The organism is Adhaeribacter aquaticus DSM 16391 (assembly GCF_000473365.1).
Classification (GTDB): domain Bacteria; phylum Bacteroidota; class Bacteroidia; order Cytophagales; family Hymenobacteraceae; genus Adhaeribacter; species Adhaeribacter aquaticus.
The window spans coordinates 497,806-523,877 of record NZ_KI421517.1 but is presented as its reverse complement, the minus strand read 5'-3'; the positions used below and the strand labels follow the sequence as shown (position 1 = coordinate 523,877).

General features: G+C 40.0%; 28 protein-coding genes. 17 read left to right on the top strand and 11 right to left on the bottom strand.

The genetic code is table 11. The features are described 5' to 3' along the window. Positions 1-120: 120 nt before the first annotated feature. On the top strand, positions 121-1,113 hold the full coding sequence (locus ADHAQ_RS24485; RefSeq protein WP_245590573.1) for a hypothetical protein: 993 nt from the start codon (positions 121-123) through the stop codon (positions 1,111-1,113). A 111-nt stretch (positions 1,114-1,224) separates the two neighbouring features. Here the strand turns inward: ADHAQ_RS24485 and ADHAQ_RS0104320 are convergent, their stop codons facing one another. The 3 genes from ADHAQ_RS0104320 to ADHAQ_RS0104310 all read right to left on the bottom strand — a co-directional run bounded on the left by ADHAQ_RS0104320 (position 1,225) and on the right by ADHAQ_RS0104310 (position 3,735). Next, positions 1,225-2,895 (bottom strand): M56 family metallopeptidase, encoded by a 1,671-nt coding sequence (locus tag ADHAQ_RS0104320; protein ID WP_026461889.1) that lies wholly within the window; start codon positions 2,893-2,895, stop codon positions 1,225-1,227. Between the two features lies 1 nt (position 2,896). Beyond that, positions 2,897-3,262, bottom strand: a complete 366-nt coding sequence (locus tag ADHAQ_RS0104315) for a BlaI/MecI/CopY family transcriptional regulator (RefSeq protein ID WP_026461888.1) — start codon at positions 3,260-3,262, stop codon at positions 2,897-2,899. Between the two features lie 245 nt (positions 3,263-3,507). Continuing rightward, complete coding sequence (locus ADHAQ_RS0104310) at positions 3,508-3,735, bottom strand: hypothetical protein (RefSeq protein ID WP_026461887.1); 228 nt, start codon at positions 3,733-3,735, stop codon at positions 3,508-3,510. Positions 3,736-3,924: 189 nt separating this feature from the next. Here ADHAQ_RS0104310 and ADHAQ_RS0104305 point away from each other — a divergent pair, with 189 nt between their 5' ends. Then, positions 3,925-5,202, top strand: a complete 1,278-nt coding sequence (locus ADHAQ_RS0104305; protein ID WP_026461886.1) for an erythromycin esterase family protein — start codon at positions 3,925-3,927, stop codon at positions 5,200-5,202. A 75-nt stretch (positions 5,203-5,277) separates the two neighbouring features. Here ADHAQ_RS0104305 and ADHAQ_RS0104300 read toward each other — a convergent pair whose 3' ends face one another. Further along, positions 5,278-6,069 (bottom strand): FRG domain-containing protein, encoded by a 792-nt coding sequence (locus tag ADHAQ_RS0104300; protein ID WP_026461885.1) that lies wholly within the window; start codon positions 6,067-6,069, stop codon positions 5,278-5,280. A gap of 218 nt (positions 6,070-6,287) precedes the next feature. Here ADHAQ_RS0104300 and ADHAQ_RS0104295 point away from each other — a divergent pair, with 218 nt between their 5' ends. Both ADHAQ_RS0104295 and ADHAQ_RS0104290 read left to right on the top strand, forming a co-directional pair. Beyond that, positions 6,288-7,259, top strand: a complete 972-nt coding sequence (locus ADHAQ_RS0104295) for a M28 family peptidase (RefSeq protein WP_245590572.1) — start codon at positions 6,288-6,290, stop codon at positions 7,257-7,259. A 139-nt stretch (positions 7,260-7,398) separates the two neighbouring features. Continuing rightward, positions 7,399-8,415 carry an MBL fold metallo-hydrolase gene (locus ADHAQ_RS0104290; protein ID WP_051359702.1) on the top strand — a complete coding sequence of 339 codons (1,017 nt, stop codon included), beginning with the start codon at positions 7,399-7,401 and terminating at the stop codon, positions 8,413-8,415. A 50-nt stretch (positions 8,416-8,465) separates the two neighbouring features. Here ADHAQ_RS0104290 and ADHAQ_RS0104285 read toward each other — a convergent pair whose 3' ends face one another. Beyond that, positions 8,466-9,236, bottom strand: coding sequence for a hypothetical protein (locus tag ADHAQ_RS0104285; RefSeq protein ID WP_026461882.1), 771 nt, complete (start codon positions 9,234-9,236; stop codon positions 8,466-8,468). A gap of 353 nt (positions 9,237-9,589) precedes the next feature. On the opposite strand from ADHAQ_RS0104285, the gene ADHAQ_RS0104280 reads away from it, so the two are divergent. The 4 genes from ADHAQ_RS0104280 to ADHAQ_RS24480 all read left to right on the top strand — a co-directional run bounded on the left by ADHAQ_RS0104280 (position 9,590) and on the right by ADHAQ_RS24480 (position 11,315). After that, positions 9,590-9,988, top strand: coding sequence for an Hsp20/alpha crystallin family protein (locus ADHAQ_RS0104280; protein ID WP_051359701.1), 399 nt, complete (start codon positions 9,590-9,592; stop codon positions 9,986-9,988). 161 nt (positions 9,989-10,149) lie between these two features. Further along, a complete protein-coding gene (locus ADHAQ_RS0104275) occupies positions 10,150-10,410 on the top strand; it encodes a hypothetical protein (protein ID WP_026461880.1) in 261 nt (86 codons plus the stop codon). A 55-nt stretch (positions 10,411-10,465) separates the two neighbouring features. Next, positions 10,466-10,726: a hypothetical protein gene (locus tag ADHAQ_RS0104270; protein WP_026461879.1), complete on the top strand. Its 261-nt coding sequence runs from the start codon at positions 10,466-10,468 to the stop codon at positions 10,724-10,726. Positions 10,727-10,943: 217 nt separating this feature from the next. Then, positions 10,944-11,315 carry a methylglyoxal synthase gene (locus ADHAQ_RS24480; protein WP_034256571.1) on the top strand — a complete coding sequence of 124 codons (372 nt, stop codon included), beginning with the start codon at positions 10,944-10,946 and terminating at the stop codon, positions 11,313-11,315. A 67-nt stretch (positions 11,316-11,382) separates the two neighbouring features. Here the strand turns inward: ADHAQ_RS24480 and ADHAQ_RS24475 are convergent, their stop codons facing one another. Together ADHAQ_RS24475 and ADHAQ_RS0104255 are read right to left on the bottom strand one after the other, a co-directional pair. After that, positions 11,383-11,643 carry a hypothetical protein gene (locus ADHAQ_RS24475; protein WP_051359700.1) on the bottom strand — a complete coding sequence of 87 codons (261 nt, stop codon included), beginning with the start codon at positions 11,641-11,643 and terminating at the stop codon, positions 11,383-11,385. A 119-nt stretch (positions 11,644-11,762) separates the two neighbouring features. Continuing rightward, positions 11,763-12,035 (bottom strand): hypothetical protein, encoded by a 273-nt coding sequence (locus ADHAQ_RS0104255; protein WP_026461878.1) that lies wholly within the window; start codon positions 12,033-12,035, stop codon positions 11,763-11,765. Positions 12,036-12,342: 307 nt separating this feature from the next. Between ADHAQ_RS0104255 and ADHAQ_RS27970 the strand changes: the two genes are divergently transcribed. After that, the gene (locus tag ADHAQ_RS27970; RefSeq protein WP_157433339.1) at positions 12,343-12,486 is read left to right on the top strand and encodes a hypothetical protein; all 144 of its coding nucleotides are present in this window, start codon (positions 12,343-12,345) and stop codon (positions 12,484-12,486) included. Positions 12,487-12,507: 21 nt separating this feature from the next. Here ADHAQ_RS27970 and gloA2 read toward each other — a convergent pair whose 3' ends face one another. Next, entirely contained in the window at positions 12,508-12,897 is a 390-nt protein-coding gene (gene gloA2 / locus ADHAQ_RS0104245; protein WP_211240614.1) for an SMU1112c/YaeR family gloxylase I-like metalloprotein, read from the bottom strand. Positions 12,898-13,048: 151 nt separating this feature from the next. Between gloA2 and ADHAQ_RS24470 the strand changes: the two genes are divergently transcribed. Next, positions 13,049-14,647 (top strand): hypothetical protein, encoded by a 1,599-nt coding sequence (locus ADHAQ_RS24470; protein ID WP_051359699.1) that lies wholly within the window; start codon positions 13,049-13,051, stop codon positions 14,645-14,647. Positions 14,648-14,656: 9 nt separating this feature from the next. On the opposite strand, the gene ADHAQ_RS0104235 is transcribed toward ADHAQ_RS24470, so the two are convergent. Further along, entirely contained in the window at positions 14,657-15,058 is a 402-nt protein-coding gene (locus ADHAQ_RS0104235) for a rhodanese-like domain-containing protein (protein ID WP_051359698.1), read from the bottom strand. A gap of 235 nt (positions 15,059-15,293) precedes the next feature. Here ADHAQ_RS0104235 and ADHAQ_RS0104230 point away from each other — a divergent pair, with 235 nt between their 5' ends. The 4 genes from ADHAQ_RS0104230 (at position 15,294) to ADHAQ_RS0104215 (ending at position 22,586) form a co-directional block, all read left to right on the top strand. Beyond that, positions 15,294-18,056, top strand: a complete 2,763-nt coding sequence (locus tag ADHAQ_RS0104230) for a 2-oxoglutarate dehydrogenase E1 component (RefSeq protein WP_026461875.1) — start codon at positions 15,294-15,296, stop codon at positions 18,054-18,056. Positions 18,057-18,172: 116 nt separating this feature from the next. Next, complete coding sequence (gene odhB, locus ADHAQ_RS0104225) at positions 18,173-19,798, top strand: 2-oxoglutarate dehydrogenase complex dihydrolipoyllysine-residue succinyltransferase (RefSeq protein WP_026461874.1); 1,626 nt, start codon at positions 18,173-18,175, stop codon at positions 19,796-19,798. Between the two features lie 110 nt (positions 19,799-19,908). Then, positions 19,909-21,312 carry a dihydrolipoyl dehydrogenase gene (gene lpdA / locus ADHAQ_RS0104220; protein WP_026461873.1) on the top strand — a complete coding sequence of 468 codons (1,404 nt, stop codon included), beginning with the start codon at positions 19,909-19,911 and terminating at the stop codon, positions 21,310-21,312. Positions 21,313-21,497: 185 nt separating this feature from the next. Beyond that, positions 21,498-22,586 carry a DUF3616 domain-containing protein gene (locus ADHAQ_RS0104215; RefSeq protein WP_026461872.1) on the top strand — a complete coding sequence of 363 codons (1,089 nt, stop codon included), beginning with the start codon at positions 21,498-21,500 and terminating at the stop codon, positions 22,584-22,586. A 50-nt stretch (positions 22,587-22,636) separates the two neighbouring features. Here the strand turns inward: ADHAQ_RS0104215 and ADHAQ_RS24465 are convergent, their stop codons facing one another. Together ADHAQ_RS24465 and ADHAQ_RS0104205 are read right to left on the bottom strand one after the other, a co-directional pair. After that, positions 22,637-23,062 carry a DUF4864 domain-containing protein gene (locus tag ADHAQ_RS24465; RefSeq protein ID WP_169727979.1) on the bottom strand — a complete coding sequence of 142 codons (426 nt, stop codon included), beginning with the start codon at positions 23,060-23,062 and terminating at the stop codon, positions 22,637-22,639. A 206-nt stretch (positions 23,063-23,268) separates the two neighbouring features. Next, entirely contained in the window at positions 23,269-24,006 is a 738-nt protein-coding gene (locus ADHAQ_RS0104205) for a class I SAM-dependent methyltransferase (protein WP_169727978.1), read from the bottom strand. 286 nt (positions 24,007-24,292) lie between these two features. Between ADHAQ_RS0104205 and ADHAQ_RS0104200 the strand changes: the two genes are divergently transcribed. The 3 genes from ADHAQ_RS0104200 to ADHAQ_RS24460 all read left to right on the top strand — a co-directional run bounded on the left by ADHAQ_RS0104200 (position 24,293) and on the right by ADHAQ_RS24460 (position 25,835). Beyond that, positions 24,293-24,568, top strand: a complete 276-nt coding sequence (locus tag ADHAQ_RS0104200; RefSeq protein WP_026461870.1) for a hypothetical protein — start codon at positions 24,293-24,295, stop codon at positions 24,566-24,568. Between the two features lie 194 nt (positions 24,569-24,762). Beyond that, positions 24,763-25,254 (top strand): DUF421 domain-containing protein, encoded by a 492-nt coding sequence (locus tag ADHAQ_RS0104195; protein WP_026461869.1) that lies wholly within the window; start codon positions 24,763-24,765, stop codon positions 25,252-25,254. Positions 25,255-25,331: 77 nt separating this feature from the next. Continuing rightward, on the top strand, positions 25,332-25,835 hold the full coding sequence (locus ADHAQ_RS24460; protein WP_051360146.1) for a hypothetical protein: 504 nt from the start codon (positions 25,332-25,334) through the stop codon (positions 25,833-25,835). Positions 25,836-26,072 lie beyond the last annotated feature (237 nt).

The window sequence follows — 26,072 nt, the reverse complement described above, 5'->3', positions numbered from 1 at the left end:
TATATAGAGCTTTTCTATACAACGGCAGGCTTGAAGGCTGTGGTATAAAGGGCCGGTAAAAAATTTACCAAAAAGATTTCCATCTGCTTGCCTTATCTTTGCCGAAAATATTGATTTGTTATGTCTTTTCCTTCTTTATATGATCCTTTTGATGGAATGTGTTTTAACAGCCATTCCTGTTTCTTGTGTGGGGCGGCTATTACGCCGGACGATGTGACGCCGGTTTTTCCAAACTGGCTGATGAAACAATACAACTTTGCTGATAAACAATTACTGTTACTGGATAAAAGTATTATTACTTACCGCGAACTTACCATTCCGTGCTGTTCGCATTGTCGCGAAAATTATGTGGCTCCGCTGGAAAGTAAAATTGAAATGGCTTTACAGGAAGGAGTAACCGGATTTAGAAAGCTGGATGAAAAAGATTTGTTCCTTTGGCTAACAAAAATGTTTTATGGCATCCTGGTGCGGGAGTTACTAAACGAAATGAATCCGTTGATTAAACCGGAACATGCCGTAGGCGAAAATCCGAAAATGTTCCTGAAGTTTCAGTCGTTATTTAAGTTACTGCAGGCTTTGCGGGTGCCCATAGTTTTTGATGATTTTGAACCAGCCTCTATTTTTATTTTAGAAGTAGATGCAACCGAAGACGATACGCCTTTTGAATACCGGGATGAACTAAGCACTATGATGTTCAGTATTAAATTAGGACCCGTAGCCATTGTGGCCTGTTTACTGGACAATGGTATTGTTAAAAAAGCTTTACGCCCGGTTTGGGAAGATATAAAGGATAAAAAGTTGCACCCGATCCAAATGGCTGAATTTACAGCCCGTGCGTATTACGCTGGTTATTTATTAAATATTATACCGGAATATTTTGAGCGGCGACCTAAAACTGGTGAGGAGTATTTAATTTATGATACCCTGGTGGATGATATTACCATGGATGTTTTTAATCCGTGGGAGCATACCGCTTATGCCAAATTACTGGAAGAAATGTGGCGGAAATGGAATATTACCTATGGCGATATCCTAAAGAACCCGCGTGAGCCGCAAAGCTATATTTACGATGAAACCGGCATTTTCAGGGAGACCATCCGGCTTTCGGAATAATTGAAAATAAAAAAGACTTTCTTAACAGGAAAGTCTTTTTTATTACTTATAATTTGAATTTTACTTATATAAATTTCAGACTTTAAATAATTATTATCCTGTACTGAAAGATTATTTTACCCTAAATCGGCCTTTGACTTCAAATGATTGCCCGGGAATATTTTTGTTAGGGAATGGCAGGTATTTCCGGTATTTTCTGAATAAAGCTTCGGGCTGTTCCTGATTATTAATGTACATGGCTGAGTTTGTAATCCGGAAAGTATAAAGCTTATCGTTGCTGTAAAGGTTATCACTTCTCAATTCCTGTAGTAGGAGGTCTTCTTTATCCTGCCGGCTTAATTTTCCTATGGGATTTTCAGAAGCCCTATTTTCTGCAAGCTTTTCAATGGTAGCGGGCTGCTCTTGTATCTTTATAACATCTTTTGTAGTGTTGTTAAACAGATCTTTTTCGTTTGAATTTTCAGCTGTTTTTGTAGAAATCAGAATTGCACCATACTCTGCTTCTTGCCCAAATTTTTCGGTTGCAGTATTATTTTTATATACCTCAACTTGTGCGATATTTTCGGGGTTTAAAGCTTTAAATTCACTTTTGCTGATCCTTTCGCCATTCAGAAAATATATTGGATCTCCCGAAGGGCTTTGAGTTGTAGCCTCTGAGTTGCCCGCATTGCTTTTGCTACCTAAAATAATTTGATTCCCAATAGGTACTTCTATAGTTATCTGATCACTATTCTTTCTGGAAGGTTTTGTAACGGGTTCAGTAATAGCAGGCGGGGCCGGCGGATTAGCCGGAACTTCCGGATAAGCTGGTGCTGGAGGGGCCATAGGGGCTGGGGGCGGCGGTACTAATTTATCAGGCCTGGCTTGTTTAGACTTTACTGTCTGAGAAGGTTTTTTATCTACTGAGTTTGTAGTTTGAGCTACACCATTAAAGGCAATAACTAAACCCACCACAACGGGCAAGACCAACAGAAATTTAAGCTGATGGGCTCTGGTACTAGGCATTTTGTTCATCATGGCTATTCTGGTTTTTATGGTTATAAAATTAAAATTATTGGCAAGTGGAGTGCCTTGGGCCAGGCTGCTAATCCGGATTAAGCTATATTGGTATTTTTTCGTATTCAGCCCGCTTTGCAGTACTTTATGGTCGGTTATAAACTCCAAATTTTGTTTAATGGCACCTTTTATAAGCCAGGCTCCCGGGTTAAACCAGTAAAATATGGTATTGATTTCGGCAAGTAGAACATCCAGCGTGTGCCACTCCTGTAGGTGAATCAATTCATGGCGCAGGATGGGTAATAATTCTTCTTCCTCGTGGTTATCAGGGTTTAAGTAAATTAGTTGCCAAAAAGAGAAAGGATTAATATTTTCTTGTATGCGCTGGAAGAATATATTCTGGTAACTGGCCGGTTTAGAGAGCGCGTGTATCCGGTACAGCGAGGCGAGCTGCATTAACAGCCGCAAAAACATAAGTATAGCTCCCACCCAAAATAAAAGAAGGAAAACCTGCTCATAATTAAATGACGAAGCAATTGCCGGAGCGTTTTGGGTAGGCTGCCAGTTCGCATTAGGTATATAAAGGCGGGCCGTTAGTTCCTGGTGCTGGCTCAATAATTCCGAAACATCAATAAAAGGATAACTAGTTGAAAATAATATACTAAAGACCAGGAAGAGCCTGTTTAAATAATAAAACGTTAGGCGCCGTAAAACCAGCAAGTAAAAGAGGTAAAAGAGAACTAATGCTACATTTACTTTAAATAAATAGATCAGTAATTCTGACATATTATTCTGATTTTTTATTTTCGATCATATCAATTATCTCTTTCAGTTCTTCGGCGCTTATTTGTTTTTCCCGGGCAAAAAAAGCCACTAATTCTTTATAAGAATTTTTAAAATAATCGCCCACAAATCCTTTCATAAACTTCTTCTTGTAATCTTCCGCGTTTATTATTGGATGGTACCGGTAGGTATTGCCTAGTCGTTCACTGGTTAAAAAACCTTTCCGCTCCAGGTTTTTTACTGTAGAAGCCAGTGTAGTATAAGGGGGCTTGGGTTCAGCCAGCTTATCCAGAAAGTCTTTAATAAATCCGCCATTCAAGTCCCATATAACTTGCATAGCTTCTTCTTCTTGGGTGGTTAATTTCTCCATGTACGATCTTTTCGTAATATTACGAAAGAATCGTAGCTGAGTCTACTTTTTTACCTGAAATTTTAAAATAATTTAATAGAGGATGTTTAGAATATGGAAACAGCAAAACAGTTGCTCCAATAGAAGTTTTAAGGTGGTAGAAGTAGGGAAATATAAGAATGATTAAGCAGTAAGGCAGAAAATGCTGGTAAATAAAAAGGCTGCCCAAAATTTTGGGCAGCCTTTTTATTTACCTACTTGTTGAATTAGCTGTCTTTCCGGGCAAATTCACTTAATTCATCACCTTCATCGTGGCGCGGGTTTTCGCCGCCATGAGGTTGTTGGTTGCCACCCTGGCCACCCTGGGTATGACCTTTGGGTTGACCTCCCTGGGCAAAGCTAGCCTGCTCTTCCGGTGATTTATTAGCTAAGTTCTCAATGCTATTGTTTTCAGCTTGCTTTTGATCTTGTTTATCTTTTTCTTCCTGAGCCATAGTTTTATGTATTTAGGTTTAAAATCTTATTAAAGTGATTCAGTTTTACGGCTCATTTCCAGAAAAGGCTAATCTGTAAATGAATTATTCTTTTTCTGAAGTAGTAAATATGGATGGCAGGAAAAGGAAACCCTAACCTGATTTCTCGTAAAAAGGAAACCTTATTTATGAATTTAACAAAGAGCAGCTATGGCAAATATTCCACATCATCCGCTACAAACTACCAAAGACCTGGATTTGTTAATGCAGGAAATTGGCGATTCCCGAATTGTTTTGTTAGGAGAAGCTTCGCACGGCACTTCTGAGTATTATACCTGGCGCACAGCTATTTCTAAAAGGCTTATTGAGGAGAAAGGATTTAATTTTATTGCGGTTGAAGGCGATTGGCCCGACTGTTTTGAAGTAAATAATTACATAAAAGGCCATGCTCAGGCTAAACCTTCGGCTCTGGAAGTATTAAGCACTTATAACCGCTGGCCAACCTGGATGTGGGGCAACTGGGAAATAGCCGCCTTAGCCGATTGGTTAAAACAATATAATACCGGAAGACCCGAAGGCGCCAAGGCTGGGTTTTATGGCTTAGATGTATATAGCCTCTGGGATTCTTTACAGGAAATACTACATTACCTGGAAAAGAAAGATGGTTCGGCGGTGGCAGAAGCCAGAAAAGCATTCCGCTGTTTTGAGCCCTATAGTGAGGATCCGCAGGAGTATGCCCGGGCCGTAGCCTTTGTATCGCAGGACTGTGAAGATGAAGTGGTAGAAATGTTACATGCTTTGCGTACCAAAGCCTTAGGAACCGGTGCTAGTCGCGAAGCAGAATTTGATGCGGAGCAAAATGCTTTGGTAGCGGTAAATGCAGAGCGCTATTACCGGGCCATGATTAGGGGTGGTGGCAGTTCCTGGAATGTGCGTGATCGACACATGATGGAAACTTTGACCCGCCTATTAGATTTACACGGACCAGATTCCAAAGCCATTATTTGGGAGCATAATACGCACGTGGGTGATGCCCGTTATACCGATATGGCCAGGAGTGGTATGGTAAATGTAGGCCAGTTGGTACGGGAACAATACGGCGAAGAGAATACCTTTATTTTGGGTTTTGGCTCTTATCGGGGTACCGTTATAGCGGCCGATGAATGGGGCGAAGCTATGGAAAAAATGGAAGTGCCACCTGCGCCTGCCGGAACCTGGGAGTACATGCTGCACGAAATAAGCCCGAATAATAAATTAATATTTTCGAAGGATTTGCGGGATATTAAAGGACTGGAAAAGCCTATTGGGCATAGAGCTATCGGGGTGGTGTATCATCCTAAAATGGAACGCTTTGGAAATTGGGTTCCTTCTATTGTGCCTAAACGTTACGATGCCTTTGCCTTTATAGATACCACTAAAGCTTTGCATCCATTAGCCATTTATCAGGATCATACCCAACCACCAGAGCTGTACCCATGGGCCGAGTAAAGCTAAATTTCTAATGGAGCAAATGAGATAATTTAATGGTGTTTTTCATTTTTTCACTCATTTGCTCCATTAGAATTAAGTGGTGGTATAGTGCCTTCTCAACCATTGGCTTAAACCAGCCAGGCCCGGAAATAATACGCGTTCGGTAATATTTACCTGATCTAATTTGTCGCGAACTTCCCATTTCAGGCGCGAGGGTATAATAATCCGAAAGAATAGCTCCGGGTGGTCTGAAAGCCAATCACTCAAAACAGCGGTGGGGGTAGACATCATCGAAAATAAAGCAAATTGATGTACAATGCGGGTATCTAGTGAAGGGGGCTCTAAAAATAAAACATATGGATCTTCTTGTAAGGCTTCTAATTCTTGTAATGAAGAACATACTGGCTCTAATACCTCTGGTGTAAAAACATTAGAACCTTCTTTCTTGATAGCTTTCCGGAGGGGCTCAGGAATAAATTCATTTGATTTGACATAGTTTACACACCAGATAGCTGCATCCTGATCATAGTTCATAAAATCAGCAGTGGCAAAATGCAGGGCTACGTACGGTGAATAGGTCCAGTCTAATAGTCGGGTAGGCAAGCCATGATGTTGGGCTACAGCCAGCCAGTTCCAGATAGAGTTTCCCGGAGAAGCATTTTCATGCGCATATTTCCGGAAGTTGCGCAATAAATGATGTTCTAGTTTTTCGTAGGCGCCGCCTAACCGGATAAGACTGGTTTTTAAATCATAATCTTTGTTCCACAAGCCCCGGTAAATAAAAGGCGAACGGAAGCGGTTGATGCGTTCATCCCAGGAATTTTGAAATAAAGCTGACTGTAGTTCTTCCCACGTCTGAACCACAATATCATTCTTTAAATCCATGTTCTTTAATTTGGGTAGCGGTTCCAAGTTGATCTGTTTATACGTGTCTGACTTTTTTATATTACAGCGATATGTACGTAAAATAAATACAACTTATACGGATAAACGGGAGACGTTAAAACAAAAATAATAGATACCGTATGGCAAAAAGCTAATGGTTAGTAAAAGCTCCTTTGGTATATTATCCAGATAAACAGAATGAAAAAATAACTAACAAAATGATGAAAAGAATATTCTGGTGGGCTGGTTTATTGCTTTTGGGTGGCGTATTGTCGGCGTATCTTTTAAAGAATTCATCTTTTAATAAAGTAAAAATGAACAAACCAATTATAGAGGTAAAAAAGGAGCGGCTATATGCCGATGTTAAATTTTTAACTGAATTAAACCCACCGCGTCAGTTTCAGCACATTACTTCTCTCAATAAAAGTGCAGAATATATTTACCAGGAATTTGAAAAAGTTTCTACCCGCGTGAGTTTCCAAACCTTTACTATAGATGGCCAGGAATACAAAAATGTTATTTGTAGTATGGGGCCCGAAACAGGTGAGCGTTTGATCTTGGGTGCGCATTATGATGTGTGCGGAGACCAACCCGGCGCCGACGACAATGCCAGTGGAGTAGCAGGCCTGTTGGAAATTGCCAGGCTGGTTCAGGAACAAAAAATAGAGTTAAAATACCGTCTGGATTTTGTTGCCTTTGCTTTAGAAGAGCCACCGTTTTTCAAAACCGACGGTATGGGCAGTGCGGTACACGCTAAATCTTTAGCGAAAGAAAAGGTGCCGGTAAAAGCTATGATTTGCTTGGAGATGATTGGATATTATTCGGAAAAAAAGAATTCCCAGGATTTTCCAGTGGCGGCTATGAAAGCCATTTATCCTACTACCGCTAATTTTATTGCTGTAGTGGGAAATATGGGGCAGACCTCATTAGTTAGTCATGTAAAAAAGCAGATGCTGGCAGGTAGTAGTATAGATGTTCAATCGCTTACAGCTCCGGCCTCCGTACCCGGCGTCGATTTTTCTGATCACCTGAATTACTGGCGCTTTAACTACCCGGCTGTAATGATTACCAACACTTCTTTCTTCCGGAACGAAAACTACCATATGCCCACTGATACAATAGATACCTTAGATTTTGATAAAATGGCAGAGGTGGTTAAAGGAGTATTTTGGGCGCTTATACAATTTTAAAATGCTTGGCCAAAGTTCTATATTTAAATAAACTAATAGCCAAATTAGCTCGTACGCATAAGGTAATAATATTCGGCAACGCAAGATTAAAAATAAGTTAATTATTTGTAAAGTGTTGCTGGCATAAACCCTGAAACGTATGCAGAACTCATTGTCAATTTTTGAGAATCTTGTAAAGAATGATTTAATAGAAGTAGCTCCGGGAATACATTGTTTACAGATAGTAATGGTAAATGTGTATTTTGTAAGAGATATAGAAGGAAACCCCAATAACTGGGTTTTGGTAGATGCGGGATTGCAAGGTTCAGCTAACCGGATTAAGCGGGCCGCCGCCAAGCTATTTGGTGAAGGAGCCCGCCCCAAAGCCATTATTTTAACGCACGGACATTTTGATCATGTTGGTGCTTTAAAAGCCCTGGCCCGTGATTGGAATGTTCCGGTTTATGCTCATTTGCTGGAATTGCCGTATGTAACCGGCCGTTCTTCTTATCCGCCACCTGATCCAACAGTAGGCGGGGGAGCCATGTCTTTCTTATCACCATTGTATCCTAAAAAGCCCATTAATGTAAGTGCTTGGGTGCGTAAACTTCCCAGCGATGGCGATGTGCCTTACCTGGCCGGTTGGAGCTTTTTACATACCCCGGGCCATTCTACCGGTCACGTTTCCTTTTTCAGAGAAAGTGATCATGTATTATTGGCCGGAGATGCTTTTGTGACTCAAAAGCAGGAGTCCATGATGGGGGTTATCTCCCAGAAAAAAGAAATACATGGTCCGCCAGCTTATTTTACTACAAACTGGGAGTTATCTAAACGTTCTATCGAGCGGCTAATGTTGTTACGGCCCAAAGTGGCAGCTACCGGGCATGGTTTGCCCATGTACGGCGAAGAAATGCTGCACGAACTGGAACAATTATTCCATGAGTTTGATGAACGGGCTTTACCAAAACAAGGACGTTATGTAAACCAGCCGGCAGAAGCTGATGAGACAGGTGTAACTATAATACCTCCTAAAGTAGCTGATCCGTTTCCAAAAATTATGGCTGGCGTAGGTGTTTTAACTTTAGTGGGGCTGGTGGCTTTGGCAATAAAACGGCGCAAAAATCAAGATGTGCTTTTAGATGATCATAGCTTTTTGAATGGCATAGCCCGGTTTTAATAAAATATAATGCATAAAAAAAGCCGGTATATTACCGGCTTTTTTTGTTACTAATATCTGTCGTCATCATGATCCCGACGACGGTTTTGCCGGTCCCGATCATAGCGGTGTCGGTCGCTTTCATCGGCCCAACGCGGACCTGATTCATAACCCCGTGGTTGATTCCGGTTCTGGTAATTTGGATCTGGGCGATATCCTGTATGGGTGCTGTTCCGGTTGTTATTGTTTTCATCAAAAAACTCGGTAAAGTTATCCCAAGCCCGGCTTATTGAATTGCCCATCCTGTCAAACATGCCTTCATCCTGGTTTCTGCTTTGGTTGTAACGGTTATCCCGTCGCCGGTTATCATAATCCTGATCAGATGAAGTCCCAGGGGTATGCCAGTCGCCCCGATGGCCGCTGGTATAGCGGTAATCATCTTCTTTATACTGATCGCGTTCGCCCCAGTACCTGGTTCCGCCATGGTCACCTAGTGGTGGGTTGTCAAAGTCCCGTCCTCTTTTGTCGTTATCCAAGTTGTTGCGGTAACCAGTATTATATTGGGAATTTTGGTTGGAACGTTGCCAGTTATTCTGGTTTTGCCCCCGGTTATCGCCGTAGTTTATGCGGTTCGGATCGCGGTAAGCGCTGTCAGGCCGGGAACCGTAATGCGTTTGCTCCGATGAGTAACCTTCGTTGCGGTTATGGTAATTCTGGCCGCTGCGATATTGATCTTGCGGCCGCTCATTTCCCCGTTCACGGGCAATTTCGCGACCTCTTCTTTGGTTTTCTTCTAAGTTCCAATCCTCATCGCGATTTGAATTATTTGGTCTTGAATTCATAGTTTATTTATAAGTTTAGGTTGATTAATTTTTTAAGACTAAACTTTTTCTACGCAAGGAAAGCCTGGAGGTTAAAATATTACATCAGCTACCAGGTAGTTAAAGTAGTTAAAATTGAGGAAGGCACTTGTTTAACCTGAAGTAAAAGCATAAATAATCTGCTGCTGCTAACGGTTTATTTTCTGGTAGTTCTAGTAGTAAAATAGATATGCCTTAATGGCTGGCTTTTTCTGAAATAAGAATTTTTAATGTGTCAGTTTGGCATTGTTAGGGTGGTATAAGTATTATCGAGGTCTTATGGCAGAACTGGTATACCATTTGCACTAACCTACCTGAATAAAGCAGATGAGAAGATGAATATCATAAAGAATAAAAAGATACTTAAAGGTTTAGGTCATCAAATCGATCAGCTGAATACTTTGAATGGTGGCATAAGCATGGCCCAGGTAGAAGTGGCTAAGAAAAAAGATAAAATGGTTGTTACTGTAAAGGCGCCGTCGGTAAGACCGGAAACGATACAGGTACAAGTAGAATATAATAAGTTATTTGTTTATGCTACCTTGCCACAATTGGATGATAAGGAACAAATGGGTATAAACTTTCCAATGTTTGCCCGCATTATAGAAATTCCTTTTCATGTGGCAGCCGAAGAAATAAGAGCTGTTTATACAGAGGGCCAGTTAAAAATTATAATGCCCTATAAGGCTGAGCGGTTAAATGGCCGTCGTTCCATTGAGATTGAACAGTTGTAAGAAAAACGAAAATAAATTTTAGGAAAGGGCTATTAAATATGGCCCTTTTTCGTTTACTTTATACAAGCCGCAAAGTAAGGGTATTTGTAACCATACCGGTAAAAGTTACGATAAGCCTTACCTAGCCGGAACGTTTTTTCTTATAAAGCAGTTTATTTTGTATGGTTAATCTGATTGTACCACCTAAATACCTGGCAGTTTATGCACAGTGCATAGACGATACATTGCCAACCTTTTCTCCGGAAGAATGGATTGAAAAAGGGCGCATTTACCAGGTGAAGCATTATACTGAGCCCTTAAATACAAGCGAAGGTTTTGCCGTAACAATCCTGGACAAAAACGGGGAAGAAATTCATCCGTCACCTTCTCATTGGAGCTTTGCCTCACATCGATTTGAAATTTTTAGTATCTGTTTAAACTAATAATCGTAAGTGCAGGAACGGTTTTAATGTTTGAAGTAAGGGCAGGAACATCAATATGTTGGAATTAAAAGAATTTAAAACTCTATCAACTAAAGATCAATTAGAGATTTTGCGTACCCAGGGCCGCTATATGCATTATCGTATAAAAGGCTGGTGTAAAATAGATCTTTATTATTTTCATAATTATTATGTAGAAGTATGGTACCTGAATCATATGGGTACTATTGGCCTTATTCGAGTTTTAAATGGCAAGCCAAACCTGGATCCTTACTTAGACACTATTAAACTGAAAGTGATTAATGAATCAGACCTTTAAGATTGAAAAAAATTTACTGATCTGACCTTTCTAATACAAAATAAAAGGCCTTCTTTTCAGAAGGCCTTTTATTTTGTTATTTTTTTTATTTATCTGTTATGGACTGCTTTATAAATGAAGATAAATATTTACCTTTCAAAATATTTCTGGTAGTACACATAGAGAATATTTGAGTTAAAGGTAGAATTTAATCAACTAATATTTATTAAGAATCTTAATGAAAACAATTGCATTAATCGCTCATAACGAAAAGAAAAATGAATTGCTGGAATGGGCAAAGCAGCACATCGAAACCTTACGTCAATTTGAATTAATAGGTACAACCAATACTGCTAAGTTACTAAATAGCGTATTAGGGTTAACTGTTAAGCCTTTTGGACACGGGCCAAGTGGTGGTGATATCTTATTATCTGCCAAAATACTACGGGGGAAAGTATTTAAGGTGGTTTTCTTTATAGATTCTGAAAGCCCGCATGGGCACGAGCACGATATTCAGACTTTGATCCGGACGGCAGTTATCAATAATGTTCCAATTGCCTTAAATCGGGCTTCGGCCGATTATATTATTCTGGATCGGGCAGAAGATTAAAATCATATAAAAAAAAGCCTCAGCTCCTTTTAAGGTGAGCTGAGGCTTTTTTTAATTTTTTTCCTGCTTAGGCAGCCTGGTTGTGGAAATCTAAATTGCCATCTTCTATTTGCGACACCACAAATATAGTAGCAACTGCAACTGCCGCAACTGCCAATACTAATTGAGTAGGAGTAAGTTTTTTACTTGCTTTATATAATAAATTACCCGCATCCTGTAATAAATCAGGTAACTTATCATGGTTGCCCTGACGGAAAACATGCAAAGCATTTTCTACCGTACGGGATAAATCTTCAGGCTGAATTAATTGATTATTTCCTTGGTTCATAGTTTTAATATTTTAATTGCTTCTACCTTTAACGGTTAGCTGCTAATTGCGCCAACAGAAGTGGTATACGGAAAAATAAAAACTGTGTCTAAGGATTTAGAATTTAGCTTTACGGAAAATTACGCGACCTGTCCGCCTGCCCTTTGAACTTCCTGGGAAATAGTAGAAATAATTTTATCCGGGCTATACATCATGCTCGCCGGGAAACCTACCTTCACATTATTTACCGAGAGTGTTTGAGTAGTCTCATCAAAAGTATATTCAGCCGAAACGCCTTTTTCGGAAATGCGGCCGTTATTCCCGGCCAGGTTAATACCAAATCCGGAAAGTTTAGATCTTAAGTTATTGTATATTTCTGGAGAAATACCGGAATATTTTACGCTGTTTGACATAGTTTTTTAAGTGAAATTTATTGGTTAAACGCTTTTGTAAAATTGAAGTTTAGGCCTGACCTAAAGGGCAAAAGTACAATTTAAACCTAATACTTCTTTGGCTTGCTAAAAATATTATTAACTGGAATATTAGCATTACTCTAACGATCCAGATCAGCTTGGAATTATTATCTGTTTTACCTTTTTCAGCTAACAGCACATATTAACCTGATTCATCCATCAACTGCGAAACCTCAATAAGCAGCTCCATCATTTGCTGTTCTTTTTCTGAAAGTTTGGAAAGACCAGAAATGAGTTTTACCAGTTCATGTTTATTAAGCGCTCCAAGAAAGGAGTTGCCCCTATGTTAGGGGGGATTTACACTTGTTCTTCTGTATTAGCAGCGGATATAGTGGTAAAAGTTGTATTCGCTAAGTTTGTAGCCGGAATCATAATCACGTATTTAGATTAACCATTTCCCTTAACGTGTGTACTAAATTTCGTAAAGCTCTAAAGGTAAACCATCAGGGTCCTGAAAGAATGTAAATCGTCTGCCGGTAAATTCATCTACCCGGATAGGTTCAGTTTCAATGTTCTTGGTGTTGAGGTCCTGGACAGTGGCATCCAGGTCAGACACTTCAAAAGCCAGGTGGCGTAAGCCGGCCGCTTCCGGCCGGCTGGGACGGGCGGGTGGTTCTGGGAAAGAAAAAAGCTCTATTTGGTAGGTGCCGTTCACAGCTAAGTCCAATTTGTAAGAATCGCGGCCCTCCCGGTAGGTTTCGCCTATAATGGTTAAGCCTAATTTATTAACATAAAAATCTTTGGAGACAGCATAATTTGTGCAAATAATAGCAATATGATGAATTCTATTGAGCAGCATCAGGCAGAATAACTTAAAATGATTTATTAATATTAAAAATTTTAATAGAGCCAAAGTAAAAATTAAAACTCAACCAACCTGAATATTTTTTGCTCCTTTTAAAACTTTACGCAAATTTTTCGTTTACAGGAATTCGAGCGGCGACTCTTGGCCCATGTGGAAAAAAATAGTTATTTCTTTATTGCTTGTTTTACTGATTATAGCAGTAACCAAAGGGCTATTCTTCTCAGGAAATACCCAACCATATGAAAAAGGTACTTTCTTTTATAAGGCAAAGGAGCCCGGATATGTTTGGGCTAGTGCAGGAACCCAATATAAATTAGGTAAGATAGGTGAATTCTGGCTAGGCAAGCATTACCGGGATGTGTGGGCAGTACCAATAAAAGCTCCTATTTTGAATATTACCAATATATTCGGTGGTCTGCAGGTTGGAAAACAGGGAGGAGGCATGCAAACAATCAGCATAAACCTATTGGGTAAAAAAGGTAGAACTTATGTGTTACGCTCTCTGGATAAAGATCCGATTAATGTTTTGCCCCCCTTTTGGCAAAGAACAATTGCCGCCGATTTAGTTCGTGATCAGATTTCGGCCTCTAATCCGTATGCTGCTTTGGTTGTAGCACCCTTGGCGCAGGCAGCCAATATTTATCATACCAATCCGCGGATTGTATTTGTTTCTGGCAGCGATGTTAACTTCAAAAAGCATCATAAGCTTATAAAGAATAAATTATTTTTATTAGAGGAAAAGTATTCAGCTCCTCAAAGCTTTGCTTCTGCTACTACTGATACTGGTTTACTTGATATAGTAAATAGTGTGGAGATGCTGGATAAACGCTTTCGGTATAGCCAACACCAAATTAACCAACTAGGTTACGCTAAAAGCCGCTTGTTTGATATTTTGCTTAGTGATTGGGACCGCCACGAAGGGCAGTGGAATTGGGCAGCCTTTCAGCGAGGAACAAATGTAGTTTATGTACCGGTGCCTAAAGATCGCGATCAGGCCTTTAGCAAATACCATGATGGCTTAATCCCTTGGCTACTTACCCGAAGGTTTGCTCTGCGTAAAATGGGCAATTTTGATGAAAAGATTTCAGATGTGTATGCCTATACCGTAAATGCCGCTTTTCTGGACGAAAGAGCTTTGAATGGCGTAACGCTACCAATGCTTAAAAAGGTTGCTCAGCAACTTCAGCTGGCCTTAACGGATCAGGTTATAGAGGAGGCCGTTAAAAATTTTCCTGCTCCGGTATTTAACTTGGTAGGGCAGGAAACAACTCGTAAATTAAAAGCAAGGCGAGATCAATTAGTAGAGGTTGCAGAAAGGTATTATAAGCTATTAGCAGAACATGTAGTGGTGGCTGGATCAGATGAGCAGGAAAAGTTTGTGGTGAAGCGCCTAAATAATGATCAGACTGCCATAACAATTTATCAGGTAGACAACCGCCAGAAAATTATCAAGCCTTTGTATCATCGGGTTTTTCAAACCAACGAAACCAAAAGTATTACCCTTCATGGATTAGCCGGAAGAGATATTTTTGAGGTTTCGGGCCGCGTTGCTGTGGGTATTAAAATAAATTTAGTTGGAGGTCCTGGCGAGGACACTTTCGGCGATGTTTCTGAAGTGATACAGGAAAAAGGCAAATGTTTAATTTATGATACAAAAAAGGGGAACAAAATCAAATGGGGAAAGCAAACAGTAGATAAAACTACTAAAGATATAGCTGTTCATTTATACGACCGGGAAGGATTTTAAATTTAGCTATTAGTTTTCTTCAATCGGTAAACTTTCCTTTAGCCAAGCATTTATGCCGCCGTCCAGGTTATATATATTCTTAAAGTTGCTCTCCTGTAATAAATCACAAGATTTAGCACTTCGTCTACCGGATGCACAATAAACTAAAATTTTTTTCTTTTTATCTAAACCCTGTATCAGGTTCTTAAAGTTTGGATCATTATAATTTATGTTTATGGCGCCTTTTAAGTGTGATTTCTGAAATTCTTCTGGCGTTCTTACATCTAATAAAGTGGTTTTTCTTTTCTGAATAAGCTTTTGAAATTCAGTAGTAGAAATGGTTGTATAGGCTTTGTCTGGGGTTTGGCTAAAGCTGCTTTGGCAAACCAAAAACAGAAAAATAAATACAAGTTTCTGAAAGTTCTTTTTCATTTAAGTTTTCTTCTCCAATAGAATTGTTAAAAATAAAAAATTTATAATCTTTTTAAGGTAAATAGCGTTTATAATTTAACGTTTTTTAATGTTTTTTATTAAAACTCTTTCTAATTACCACCCTCGGTATAACATTTATAGATTGAGAATTAATCATATTTGCTTATGCGAATTTAGAATTTGCATGCTTCGTGCTAATAATCTTATATTTGCCAAATTTAAATAATTACTTCTTATGGATAATTATTCTTATATCGCGAATGCACATGCTGCATACATCGATGAATTATATAAAAACTACCAGCAAGATCCGGAATCAGTGGATTTTGGGTGGCGTAAATTCTTTGAGGGTTTTGACTTTTCTGCTAAGTTTTCTTCCAAGAATGGTTCTAACGGACATGCTGCAGCAACTGAGCAAAAAAGTGCACCTGCCGTAACTTCTGAATCTGATAAAGAAGTGCAGGTACGTAACCTGATCTATGCTTACAGAAGCCGTGGTCACCTGCGTTCGAATACTAACCCGGTTCGGCCGCGTAAAGATCGGAAAGCTCGTCTGGATTTACCTGACTTTAATTTATCAGAAGCAGATTTAGATACTGTATTCAGAGTTGGTGAAGAAATAGGAATTGGCCCTGCCAAATTACGTGATATAATTGCTGCATTAAAGAAAATTTACGAAGGCACTATTGGCTTCGAATATATGTACATCCGGGACCCGGAGATTTTAGATTGGTTCAGACAAAAAATCGAACGCGAATCTTTAAGTTTTCAGCCCTCATTGGATTATAAAAAAAGAATCCTTTCCAAATTAAACGAAGCTGTTGTTTTTGAAAATTTCCTGCACACTAAATTTTTAGGTCAGAAACGATTTTCTCTGGAAGGTGGCGAAACTACTATTCCGGCTTTAGATGCTATCATAGATAAAGGAGCGGAATTAGGAGTAAAAGAAGTAATGATTGGTATGGCGCACCGCGGTCGTTTGAACGTGTTGGCCAACATTATGGGTAAAACCTACGAGCAGATCTTCAGCGAGTTTGAAGGAACCGCTGTGCCAGATTTGACTATGGGTGATGGTGACGTCAAATACCACATGGGCTATTCCAGCGAGGTAACCACGCCATCTGGTAATAAAGTAAATCTGAAACTAGCTCCTAATCCTTCGCACCTAGAGGCTGTTAACCCGGTAGTAGAAGGTTTTGTACGGGCAAAGGTAGATACCATGTACAAAGGCGACTACAAAGCTGTATTGCCAATCTTAATTCATGGTGATGCTGCTCTAGCTGGGCAAGGTATTGTGTACGAAGTTACCCAAATGTCTAACCTGCACGGTTACCGGACTGGTGGTACCATTCACTTTGTAATAAATAACCAGGTAGGTTTTACTACTGACTTTGAAGATGCCCGTTCTTCTATTTACAGCACCGATGTAGCTAAAATAATTGATGCGCCGGTATTGCACGTAAACGGTGATGATCCGGAAGCAGTGGTTTTTGCCGTTCATATTGCTACAGAATACCGTCAGCGGTTCCACAACGATATCTTTATTGATATGGTATGTTACCGTCGTCATGGTCATAATGAAAGCGATGAACCAAAATTCACGCAGCCGCAGCTTTATAATATTATTTCTAAGCATCCAAACCCACGCGAAATCTATAACAAAGTATTAATAAGTCGTGGCGATGTAGATGCTCAATTAGCAGGAAACATGGATAAAGAATTCCGTGATTTGCTGCAGGACCGCTTGAACCAGGTAAAACAAAAACCACTTCCATATCAATTACAAAATATGGAAAAAGAGTGGAAAAACCTGCGTCGGTCTAAGCCAGAAGATTTTGAAAAATCGCCGAATACCAGCGTAACCCAAGAAGTTATTGAAAAAGTAGGTAAGGCTTTAAGCACTATTCCAGAAGGATTTAAACCACTTAAACAAATAGAGAAACTGTTAAAAGAACGTCAGGATATGTTCTTTGGGCAGAAGGTGTTAAATTGGGCAGCAGCTGAATTATTAGCTTACGGTTCTATATTATTAGAAAATAAAATAGTTCGATTAAGTGGTCAGGATGTGCAGCGTGGTACTTTCTCGCACCGCCATGCAGTTCTGCGCGATGCTGAAACCAGTGAATCTTATAACAGCTTAAACTACATTCAGGAAGGCCAGGAAAAAATGCGGATTTACAATTCGTTGCTTTCTGAATATGGCGTTTCCGGTTTTGAGTTCGGCTATTCAATGGCAAATCCAAATGCACTAGTAATCTGGGAAGCGCAGTTCGGTGACTTCGCTAACGGAGCGCAGGTAATGATTGATCAGTTCATTACGCCATCTGAAACTAAATGGCAACGGATGAACGGATTAGTAATGCTATTGCCGCATGGTTACGAAGGTCAGGGCCCAGAACACTCGAATGCCCGTCCGGAACGCTTCTTACAATTATCGGCGGAATATAACATTGTGGTAGCGAATTTAACTACCCCGGCCAACTTATTCCACGTAATGCGCCGGCAATTGGCCTGGCCGTTCCGTAAGCCGTTGGTAATTATGTCGCCTAAGTCAATGTTGCGTCACCCATTATGTATTTCTCCTGTAGAAGACTTTACAAATGGATCTTTCCAGGAAGTAATAGGAGACAATTATGCAGAAGCAAATTCGGTGAAAAAGGTGTTACTATGCACTGGTAAGGTTTATTATGAACTACTGGAAGAACAGCAAAACAGCAAACGGAATGATGTAGCTATTGTTCGGATTGAGCAGTTACATCCGTTCCCACATACACAATTAGAAGCTGAGTTGAGCAAATATCCAGGTGCAAAAGTACATTGGGTACAGGAAGAACCTTCCAATATGGGTTACTGGGCTTATATGTTACGTGCGTTGCGTCATAAAAATATATTGCAGGAAGTTGTAGCTCGTAAAGCGGCTGCCTCACCAGCTACTGGTTACAACAAAGTACACGTGAAAACGCAAAAAGAATTAATAGAGCGTGCCTTCAGCATTTAATAAAAGTATTTTTAAATAAATTAAGAAATAAATTGATCTTGTGCAGGGGGATTTCCTAATTTGCGCAGATCAATAAAAACACAGATTTAAAATCATTATTCCAAAATAGAAAAACTATGGGTCTTGAAATTAAAGTGCCGGTTGTAGGCGAATCGATCACAGAAGTTACTATTGCCAAATGGCTTAAAAAAGACGGTGATCAGGTAGCTATGGATGAAGTTATCTGCGAACTGGAATCAGATAAAGCAACCTTTGAACTACCCGCTGAGGGCGCAGGCATTTTAAAGATCCGGGTGCCGGAAGGCGAAACCATTGCGGTGGGTTCAGTTATTTGCGAAATCTCTGGTGACGGGGCTGTAGCCGCTCCTGCAGCAGGTGGTGAAGCTCCGGAAGCCAATACTCAATCAGGTTACGGCGGATCCGGCCAGCCAACGAGTAGCGCACCTACTGCAGAAACAGTATCCGGACAGGGTGGTGGCCAAGCTAGTGCCGGAGGTGAAGTAAAAGAAATAAAAATACCAGCTGTAGGCGAATCAATCACTGAGGTAACCATCTCTAAATGGTTGAAGAAAGATGGTGATAGTGTGGTAATGGACGAAGTTCTTTGCGAATTGGAATCGGACAAAGCTACGTTTGAATTACCTGCTGAGGCTGCTGGTACATTAAATATCAAAGCACCGGAAGGTGAAACCGTGCCAGTTGGTGCCGTAATCTGTACCATTAATACCAACAGTACAGCTGGTGTTACCAGTGCTGCACCAGCTGTTGCTGCTCCAGGTGCGGCAGCGCAACAAGCCCAGGCGGCTACTGCTACCATGGGTGGTTCTTCTGCCTATGCAGCAGGTACGCCATCTCCGGCTGCAGGTAAAATACTAGCAGAAAAAGGTATTGCTCCAGATCAGGTAGCTGGTTCTGGCCGCGATGGTAGAATTACAAAAGAAGATGCGCAAAACGCACAGGCTAAACCTGCCGCAGCACCTGCTGCTCCAGCTAAAGCCAGTGCTGCGCCAGCCGCGGCACCAGCAGGTGCCCAATCTGGTAACCGTAATCAACGTCGGGAGCGGATGTCTAGCTTACGTAAAACGGTAGCGCGTCGTCTTGTACAGGTTAAAAACGAAACGGCTATGCTAACTACCTTTAATGAGGTAGATATGAAGCCGATTATGGATATCCGGGCTAAGTTCAAAGATAAGTTTAAAGAAAAGCACAGCGTTGGTTTAGGCTTTATGTCGTTTTTCATTAAAGCTTGTACCGTTGCTTTAAAAGAATTCCCGGCTGTTAATGCAATGATTGATGAAGGCGAAATGGTATTTAATGATTTCTGCGATATTTCTATTGCCGTATCAGCACCTAAAGGCCTGGTAGTACCGGTTATCCGGAATGCTGAAGAACTTTCTTTAGATGGTATTGAAAAAGAAGTTATCCGGTTAGCTACCCGTGCCCGTGATAATAAAATTTCATTGGAAGAAATGACAGGTGGTACCTTTACCATTACTAACGGTGGCGTATTTGGTTCCATGATGTCTACTCCAATCATTAATGCCCCTCAGTCAGCTATTCTGGGTATGCACAACATCGTGCAGCGTCCGGTAGCTATTAACAATGAGGTGGTAATCCGTCCAATGATGTACATAGCATTATCTTATGACCACCGCATCATTGATGGCCGGGAGTCGGTAAGCTTCCTGGTTCGGGTAAAAGAATTACTGGAGGATCCAATGCGTTTATTATTAGGCGTTTAATTTTTAAAATTTGAAGAAGGAGGGAGGATTTTATTATTTTCCCTCCTTTGTTTTTATACAAAAGATAAAATCGGCTTGGGGTAATTTCCAAAGCCTAAAATGAAAAACAAATGAAATACGATGTAACTGTAATTGGTTCCGGACCGGGTGGTTATGTAGCGGCTATTCGTTGTGCCCAGCTTGGCCTGAAAACCGCTATTATCGAGAAATATAATGTATTGGGTGGTACTTGCTTAAACGTAGGCTGTATTCCGTCTAAAGCATTATTAGATTCTTCTGAGCATTTCCATAATGCTGCTCATACCTTCACAACCCACGGCATTGAGTTGGATAACTTAAAGGCTAATATGGAGCAGATGATCAAACGCAAAAGCGAAGTTATTAAGTCTAATAACGATGGTATTGCGTTCCTGATGAAGAAGAATAAAGTTGATACGTATTATGGATTAGGCTCATTCGTTTCCAAAAACAAAATAAAAGTTACGGGTACCGACGGTAATGCGCAGGAAATTGAAACAGATAAAACTATTATTGCAACTGGTTCTAAACCTACCATTTTGCCTTTTTTACCGGTAGATAAAACGCGCATAATTACCTCTACCGAGGCTTTAAATCTGAAGGAAATTCCAAAGCATTTAATTATTATTGGTGGTGGGGTAATCGGTTTAGAATTAGGTTCGGTTTATGCCCGTTTAGGGGCTAAGGTATCGGTGGTAGAGTTTATGGATTCTATTATTCCAACCATGGACCGTGCATTAGGTAAAGAATTACAGCGGGTACTAAAGAAAACATTAGGCTTCGAGTTCTTCTTCCAGCACAAAGTTACAGGTGCTACCAATACTGGCGAAGGTGTAAAAGTTACGGCTCAGAACCCAAAAGGCGAAGAAGTTACATTTGACGGTGATTATTGCTTGGTTTCTATTGGACGTAAACCTTATACAGAAGGCTTAGGCTTAGAAAATGCAGGTGTACAAATGGGCGAACGCGGCATAATAGCTGTTAATGACCTTTTAGAAACCAATGTTCCTGGCATCTATGCTATTGGCGATGTGGTACGGGGCGCAATGTTAGCGCACAAAGCCGAAGAAGAGGGGGTGTTAGTTGCTGAACAAATAGTAGGTCAGAAACCACATATTAATTATAACCTGATACCAGGCGTAGTATATACTTGGCCGGAAGTTGCGGGTGTCGGTTTTACCGAAGAGCAATTAAAAGAACAAGGCCGTGCTTATAAAACAGGTTCTTTCCCATTCAAAGCTTCTGGTCGTGCTAAAGCCTCAATGGATACTGATGGTTTTGTAAAAGTAATTGCGGATAAAGCTACTGATGAGATCCTGGGTGTGCATATGATTGGACCACGTGCGGCGGATATGATTGCTGAAGCAGTAGTGGCAATGGAATTCCGGGCATCTGCCGAAGATATTGCTCGCATGAGCCATGCCCACCCAACCTATACCGAGGCTATGAAAGAAGCGTGTTTAGCAGCTTCTGAAAACAGAGCTATCCATATTTAATTATAGAGTTCTGATTAGAGCTCCTGATTTTTATTACCTAAACATGAAAGCCAGCTATTAGCTGGCTTTCATGTTTAGGATGGGCTAGTCGTCTTGTACGTTTTATCTAAAACAATAACGTTACGTTAAACTAATATTTCCTCCACCTTATATAGGGCGTGGGTTGATTAAAAAGTATAAAAAGCATGGAAAAAGGTAAAGTTGTTCTGGAATTTGATAATACTAAAAGCTTTAATGGTGATGGCAAACATGTTCGCGATGGCTTATCGGCAGCCTTTCGGACGGGCAATTATTTATGGGTAAGTTGTGATGAGCGGAGTAGCTTGGAACGCCTGAAGTTAACTTCCGAAAATACTTATAGCGAACACGAATCTTACGAGCTGAATAAATTTTTAAGTTTACCGGGCGGAGCTGATTGCGAAATAGATATTGAAGGTTTAGGGCATAACGGAAATTACTTGTGGTTGGTAGGGTCACATAGTTTGGCTCGTAAAAAACCCCGTAAAACAGATCCGCCAGCCAAACAAATTAAAAGATTAGCTAAGTTAAAAGAAGATCCAAACCGTTACCTATTAGCTCGTATTCCTTTAGTGGCTGATAAAAATACCGGGGAGTACAAGCTTTATAAATCCTGCCCTGATCCCAATAATCCAAAAAAGTTGTTAACCGCAGCTCAATTATTAGGTGATGCCAAAAGTAATGAATTGCTGGATGTTATGCGTGATGATATTCATTTTAAAGACTTTATGCGCATTCCGGGTAAAGATAATGGGTTTGATATAGAGGGCTTAGCCATAAGTGGAGATAAAATTTTTCTAGGTATTCGGGGACCAGTTTTAAGGGGCTGGGCTTCTGTTTTAGAAATAAATGTAAAAGATATAGGAGCGGATACTTTCCGGCTGAAACCAGACCATTGCGGTAAATTATATAAGAAACACTTCCTGCATTTAGAAGGAATGGGCGTTCGGGAGCTGCGAGTTTCAGGCGATGATTTACTTATTTTAGCGGGGCCTTCCATGGACTTGGATGGTACTATTGCTGTTTACCGATGGCCTTATGCCTTAAAAAAAGAGGAAGAAAGTATTGTGCACCGGAAAGAATTGCAGCGTTTATTTGATGTTCCGCATGGTTTTGGCGAGACGTCTGGTCAGGACAAAGCAGAGGGAATGGCTTTGATGGATGAAAACACTGTTCTGGTTGTTTTTGATTCGCCGACGGATAACCGCAAACCGGATGATAAATGTGTTGTGGCCGATTTGTTTGCCATCAGCTAAGTCCTATAAAAATTGTTAAGTAAGGATACGTTTTATATCCTTACTTAACTCTATTTCACTTCAACACCATACAATTCTGGTTTTACCCGGGTAACACTATCCGTCATCCAGCATTCTCGGTATGGGGCGTCGTCTTGTTTAGATAAACTAAACAAAAAGCCTGCATCCGTTCCATCCTCTTCCTGTACCACAATTATCTGTTGCGCTCGCTCCCCATCGGTAATTAATTCGCTACATTTATAGGTGCAAAAATTTAGCATGGGCTGAAACAATGGCTCTCTGACTAACTGCTTAAAATTATTCAAAGGTCCGGTAGCTAATTTGTTACCAGGTGAGGCAAAATTAAAAGCGACCTCAATGCCAATATCAGCTGCATCGTTTTGTTGCAGAGACTCTATTACTAACTGAATTACCTCGTCGGCCGATAAATCGGGTGAAGGCATGGGTAAGTCAATGGAATATTGGTAATTTGCCATGTTTTCATTCATTAAAGATTAAGGATAAACAGGCTTATACTACAATGCCGTTTGGCACCAAAGCCCCTATGCAACAAACATATAGGTAATAATACTGCAGGCTGTTCGCCTAATGGATGTACTTACGTGAAATATTGTTAATCAGATTTGCAATATTTCTAAGTTGTGTATTTAACGGGGAAAGTAGAAAAAGATATATAATTGTACTAAGAATTTAATGGTACCCGCTGAAAAATCATGACACCATTGTGATAAGTTATGTGCCCATTACGGAAAGTTTTTACATCTAATAATAGTTTGTACTCGTGCTTACTATTTTTCATAAAGTCCAAAGTAGCCTGCCGCGGATCATCCCAATTGGTATCGTCTACTAATACAAGACAGTTATCTGTAAAATAAGGCTCAGCTACCTGCAGCCCTTTTAGCTGATCCTGGTAAGAATGGCCGCCATCATAAATATAAAATCCTATTTTGGTCTGATGTATGCGCGCAAAGTACTCCTGGTAATCCATGTCGTAAAAAGAGTGGTTTGCACTTTTCAACCTGTTAAAGCGTTTTAAAAATGCTTCGCGGGGGCCACCAAATTGCGAGAAATTATCTACCCCAATGCATATTTTATCAGGATTATGCGCTACTCCGGATAAAAATGTGAATCCATTCCAAACGCCCACATTTACGAAAACCTCATTTGGCTTTAGCTGAGAAACGGCTTTATTAATCATGGCGCCTACGGCAAACGTAGACATACGAGGTACTTTACAAACCTCTTTTAACCGGTCTTTCATTTCTGCGTCCTGCTCCGGCAAAACGGTATTAAGTACATCTAAGGAAATACCGGCTTTGGGTAAAGTACGCTTTAGTGTGCCAAGGCCAATTGGTTGTTTGGTTTGTGGTTGCAAAAACCGAAAAGAAATTTTATTAATAAAGTCAGCGTAACTCATCATAGCTAAAAGACAGAAAACAGGCATATTAAACCTAGAAGCCAAGGTACTTAAAATTCGGAGAAGGAAATATAAAATTTATCAGCTACCAAGTAAATTTTTTTCTCTTGTTGAAAAAATACTAAATATTAAGATATAGCAAAATAAACTTTATCTAATACGAAACCCTTCAGCAGTTTTCACGATAATAAAATAACCGATTTAATATTATGAAGGTATAGTTGTAGGCTTCTATCCTAAAAGATTAATAGGAAATAAAAGGGATTTTATTAAACTTAATTTGAAAACTATGGAAAATTCAACAAATAACACAGCTCAAGGTCAAACTGGTACTAATGGTTTCATGGGCAAAGCAACCTCTTGGTTTGAGAATGTGGATATGAACAAAGTACCAGATTCTTTAAAACAATATGGCACTACTGCTGCTGATACAGTGAAAAGCATGAGTACCACACAGAAAGTATTGGGTGGAGCTATAATAGCTGCCGGAGCCTGGTACTTATCCAGCAGATCAAAAAATAATTTTAAAATGAATGCGGCGCATGCAGCCCGTGAAACAGAATAGATAGCTATATTACTTGAAAAGTAAAAAGCCGGTAAGAAATTACCGGCTTTTTACTTTTCAAGTAATATCTTAATAAACTTGTTTCAATCTCATAGATGACCTTTAAGCATAAAATTCCAATCTTTAATAACCTTTAAATTATTCAGCACGTTTTGACTGGACATTGTAAAAAAGGATAAAAGGAGCTGAAGGTTATGGAAATGTATATTCGTGAATTTATTGGTCCGGATTCGGATGCCATCACCTGGTGGCAAATGTGTATCAGAGGGGTATTAGGATTTATTTTTGCTTTAATAATAATTCGGGCTGGCGATAAACGTATTTTTGGCAAAAGCACTGCCCTGGATGTTGTGTTGGGAATTATCCTGGGTTCTAATATAAGCAGAGCGATTACGGCAAATGCTCCCTTTTTTCCAGTATTTATTACAAGTGCGCTGTTGGTCTTTTTGCATTGGCTACTGGCCAAATTATCTTGCCATAGTAAGTTTGGCTATTTAGTAAAAGGGCACGAATTTCAATTAATAAAAAATGGGAGGATGCTCCAGGATGAAATGAATAAACACCACATAACCGCAAATGATTTGAATGAAGCAATGCGAACTAATGGAAGTACTCTTAAAGTAGAAGATGTTGAAGCTGCTTTTTTGGAACGGAGTGGAAATATTAGTGTAATCACAAAGAAGTAATTTCCGTATATAATAGAAGTTTAATATTTATGGTTAAATCTTCCAGCGTTACGATACCACCTAATTTGAAAATGATTATGAAAAAACCTTCAACTGCATTATTAAAAAGGCCTTTGGTAGCATTGGCTAGTGGCATTACCGGTGCGGTAACATTAACCTTAGTTCATGAAGCAGCCCGACGGTTAGTGCCTTATGCTCCCCGGATGGATGTATTAGGTATGCGAGCCATTGCCAGAGGAATGTACAAATTCAATGAGCGGCCACCGGCCGAGGAAACTCTTTTTAGGTATTCTATACTAGGTGATATTATTTCGAACTCTTTGTATTATAGCCTGACTGGTACGGGCCGGAAGGCCTGGTGGCGCGGAGCTGCTCTGGGTTTAGCGGCTGGTGTTGGAGGGGTTGCTCTCCCAGGGCCAATGGGCTTGGGAACGGAACCCAGTGGGCGCACTCCCCAAACGAAAGCAATGACCGTAGCCTTATATTTTTTGGGTGGCTTGGCTGCTGCCACTTTATCGCGGGTTTTGTTTGAAAAACCCAGTGTTGAAGAATTAGACGAAGATGATGTAGCGGTAGTATAAGCTACTGGTATTAGTAATAAGGACAAATGCCGCTGAATTAAACTATTTCAGCGGCATTTGCATATTTATAGGTACCTTAGTTAAAAAATAAATTTCTTTTATCAGTGGTTATCGTTTCCTCCGCTTCTTTGTGTTAAAGCTTATTTTTACCTAAAAGAATTATATTATTATATTGATTGGAGAAATAGTTTTTTCTGCTTATCCTGAAAAATCCCGTCGAATTTTTCAATGAAAGGA

What these genes read in the sequence shown, in the direction of transcription:
- ADHAQ_RS0104255 (WP_026461878.1), bottom strand. Translation starts at nt 12,035, where the DNA reads ATGTCAAACAGCGTAAAATATTCCGGTATTTCTCCAGAAATATACAAT.
- ADHAQ_RS24470 (WP_051359699.1), top strand. Translation starts at nt 13,049, where the DNA reads ATGTGGAAAAAAATAGTTATTTCTTTATTGCTTGTTTTACTGATTATA.
- ADHAQ_RS0104295 (WP_245590572.1), top strand. Translation starts at nt 6,288, where the DNA reads ATGATGAAAAGAATATTCTGGTGGGCTGGTTTATTGCTTTTGGGTGGC.
- ADHAQ_RS0104300 (WP_026461885.1), bottom strand. Translation starts at nt 6,069, where the DNA reads ATGGATTTAAAGAATGATATTGTGGTTCAGACGTGGGAAGAACTACAG.
- ADHAQ_RS24465 (WP_169727979.1), bottom strand. Translation starts at nt 23,062, where the DNA reads ATGGCAAATTACCAATATTCCATTGACTTACCCATGCCTTCACCCGAT.
- ADHAQ_RS0104310 (WP_026461887.1), bottom strand. Translation starts at nt 3,735, where the DNA reads ATGGCTCAGGAAGAAAAAGATAAACAAGATCAAAAGCAAGCTGAAAAC.
- ADHAQ_RS24475 (WP_051359700.1), bottom strand. Translation starts at nt 11,643, where the DNA reads ATGAACCAAGGAAATAATCAATTAATTCAGCCTGAAGATTTATCCCGT.
- ADHAQ_RS24460 (WP_051360146.1), top strand. Translation starts at nt 25,332, where the DNA reads ATGAAAAAACCTTCAACTGCATTATTAAAAAGGCCTTTGGTAGCATTG.
- lpdA (WP_026461873.1), top strand. Translation starts at nt 19,909, where the DNA reads ATGAAATACGATGTAACTGTAATTGGTTCCGGACCGGGTGGTTATGTA.
- ADHAQ_RS0104320 (WP_026461889.1), bottom strand. Translation starts at nt 2,895, where the DNA reads ATGTCAGAATTACTGATCTATTTATTTAAAGTAAATGTAGCATTAGTT.
- ADHAQ_RS0104230 (WP_026461875.1), top strand. Translation starts at nt 15,294, where the DNA reads ATGGATAATTATTCTTATATCGCGAATGCACATGCTGCATACATCGAT.
- ADHAQ_RS0104200 (WP_026461870.1), top strand. Translation starts at nt 24,293, where the DNA reads ATGGAAAATTCAACAAATAACACAGCTCAAGGTCAAACTGGTACTAAT.
- ADHAQ_RS0104275 (WP_026461880.1), top strand. Translation starts at nt 10,150, where the DNA reads ATGGTTAATCTGATTGTACCACCTAAATACCTGGCAGTTTATGCACAG.
- ADHAQ_RS0104280 (WP_051359701.1), top strand. Translation starts at nt 9,590, where the DNA reads ATGAATATCATAAAGAATAAAAAGATACTTAAAGGTTTAGGTCATCAA.
- ADHAQ_RS0104285 (WP_026461882.1), bottom strand. Translation starts at nt 9,236, where the DNA reads ATGAATTCAAGACCAAATAATTCAAATCGCGATGAGGATTGGAACTTA.
- ADHAQ_RS0104235 (WP_051359698.1), bottom strand. Translation starts at nt 15,058, where the DNA reads ATGAAAAAGAACTTTCAGAAACTTGTATTTATTTTTCTGTTTTTGGTT.
- ADHAQ_RS24485 (WP_245590573.1), top strand. Translation starts at nt 121, where the DNA reads ATGTCTTTTCCTTCTTTATATGATCCTTTTGATGGAATGTGTTTTAAC.
- ADHAQ_RS0104270 (WP_026461879.1), top strand. Translation starts at nt 10,466, where the DNA reads ATGTTGGAATTAAAAGAATTTAAAACTCTATCAACTAAAGATCAATTA.
- ADHAQ_RS27970 (WP_157433339.1), top strand. Translation starts at nt 12,343, where the DNA reads ATGTTTATTAAGCGCTCCAAGAAAGGAGTTGCCCCTATGTTAGGGGGG.
- ADHAQ_RS0104290 (WP_051359702.1), top strand. Translation starts at nt 7,399, where the DNA reads ATGCAGAACTCATTGTCAATTTTTGAGAATCTTGTAAAGAATGATTTA.
- ADHAQ_RS24480 (WP_034256571.1), top strand. Translation starts at nt 10,944, where the DNA reads ATGAAAACAATTGCATTAATCGCTCATAACGAAAAGAAAAATGAATTG.
- ADHAQ_RS0104305 (WP_026461886.1), top strand. Translation starts at nt 3,925, where the DNA reads ATGGCAAATATTCCACATCATCCGCTACAAACTACCAAAGACCTGGAT.
- ADHAQ_RS0104315 (WP_026461888.1), bottom strand. Translation starts at nt 3,262, where the DNA reads ATGGAGAAATTAACCACCCAAGAAGAAGAAGCTATGCAAGTTATATGG.
- ADHAQ_RS0104195 (WP_026461869.1), top strand. Translation starts at nt 24,763, where the DNA reads ATGGAAATGTATATTCGTGAATTTATTGGTCCGGATTCGGATGCCATC.
- ADHAQ_RS0104215 (WP_026461872.1), top strand. Translation starts at nt 21,498, where the DNA reads ATGGAAAAAGGTAAAGTTGTTCTGGAATTTGATAATACTAAAAGCTTT.
- odhB (WP_026461874.1), top strand. Translation starts at nt 18,173, where the DNA reads ATGGGTCTTGAAATTAAAGTGCCGGTTGTAGGCGAATCGATCACAGAA.
- ADHAQ_RS0104205 (WP_169727978.1), bottom strand. Translation starts at nt 24,006, where the DNA reads ATGATGAGTTACGCTGACTTTATTAATAAAATTTCTTTTCGGTTTTTG.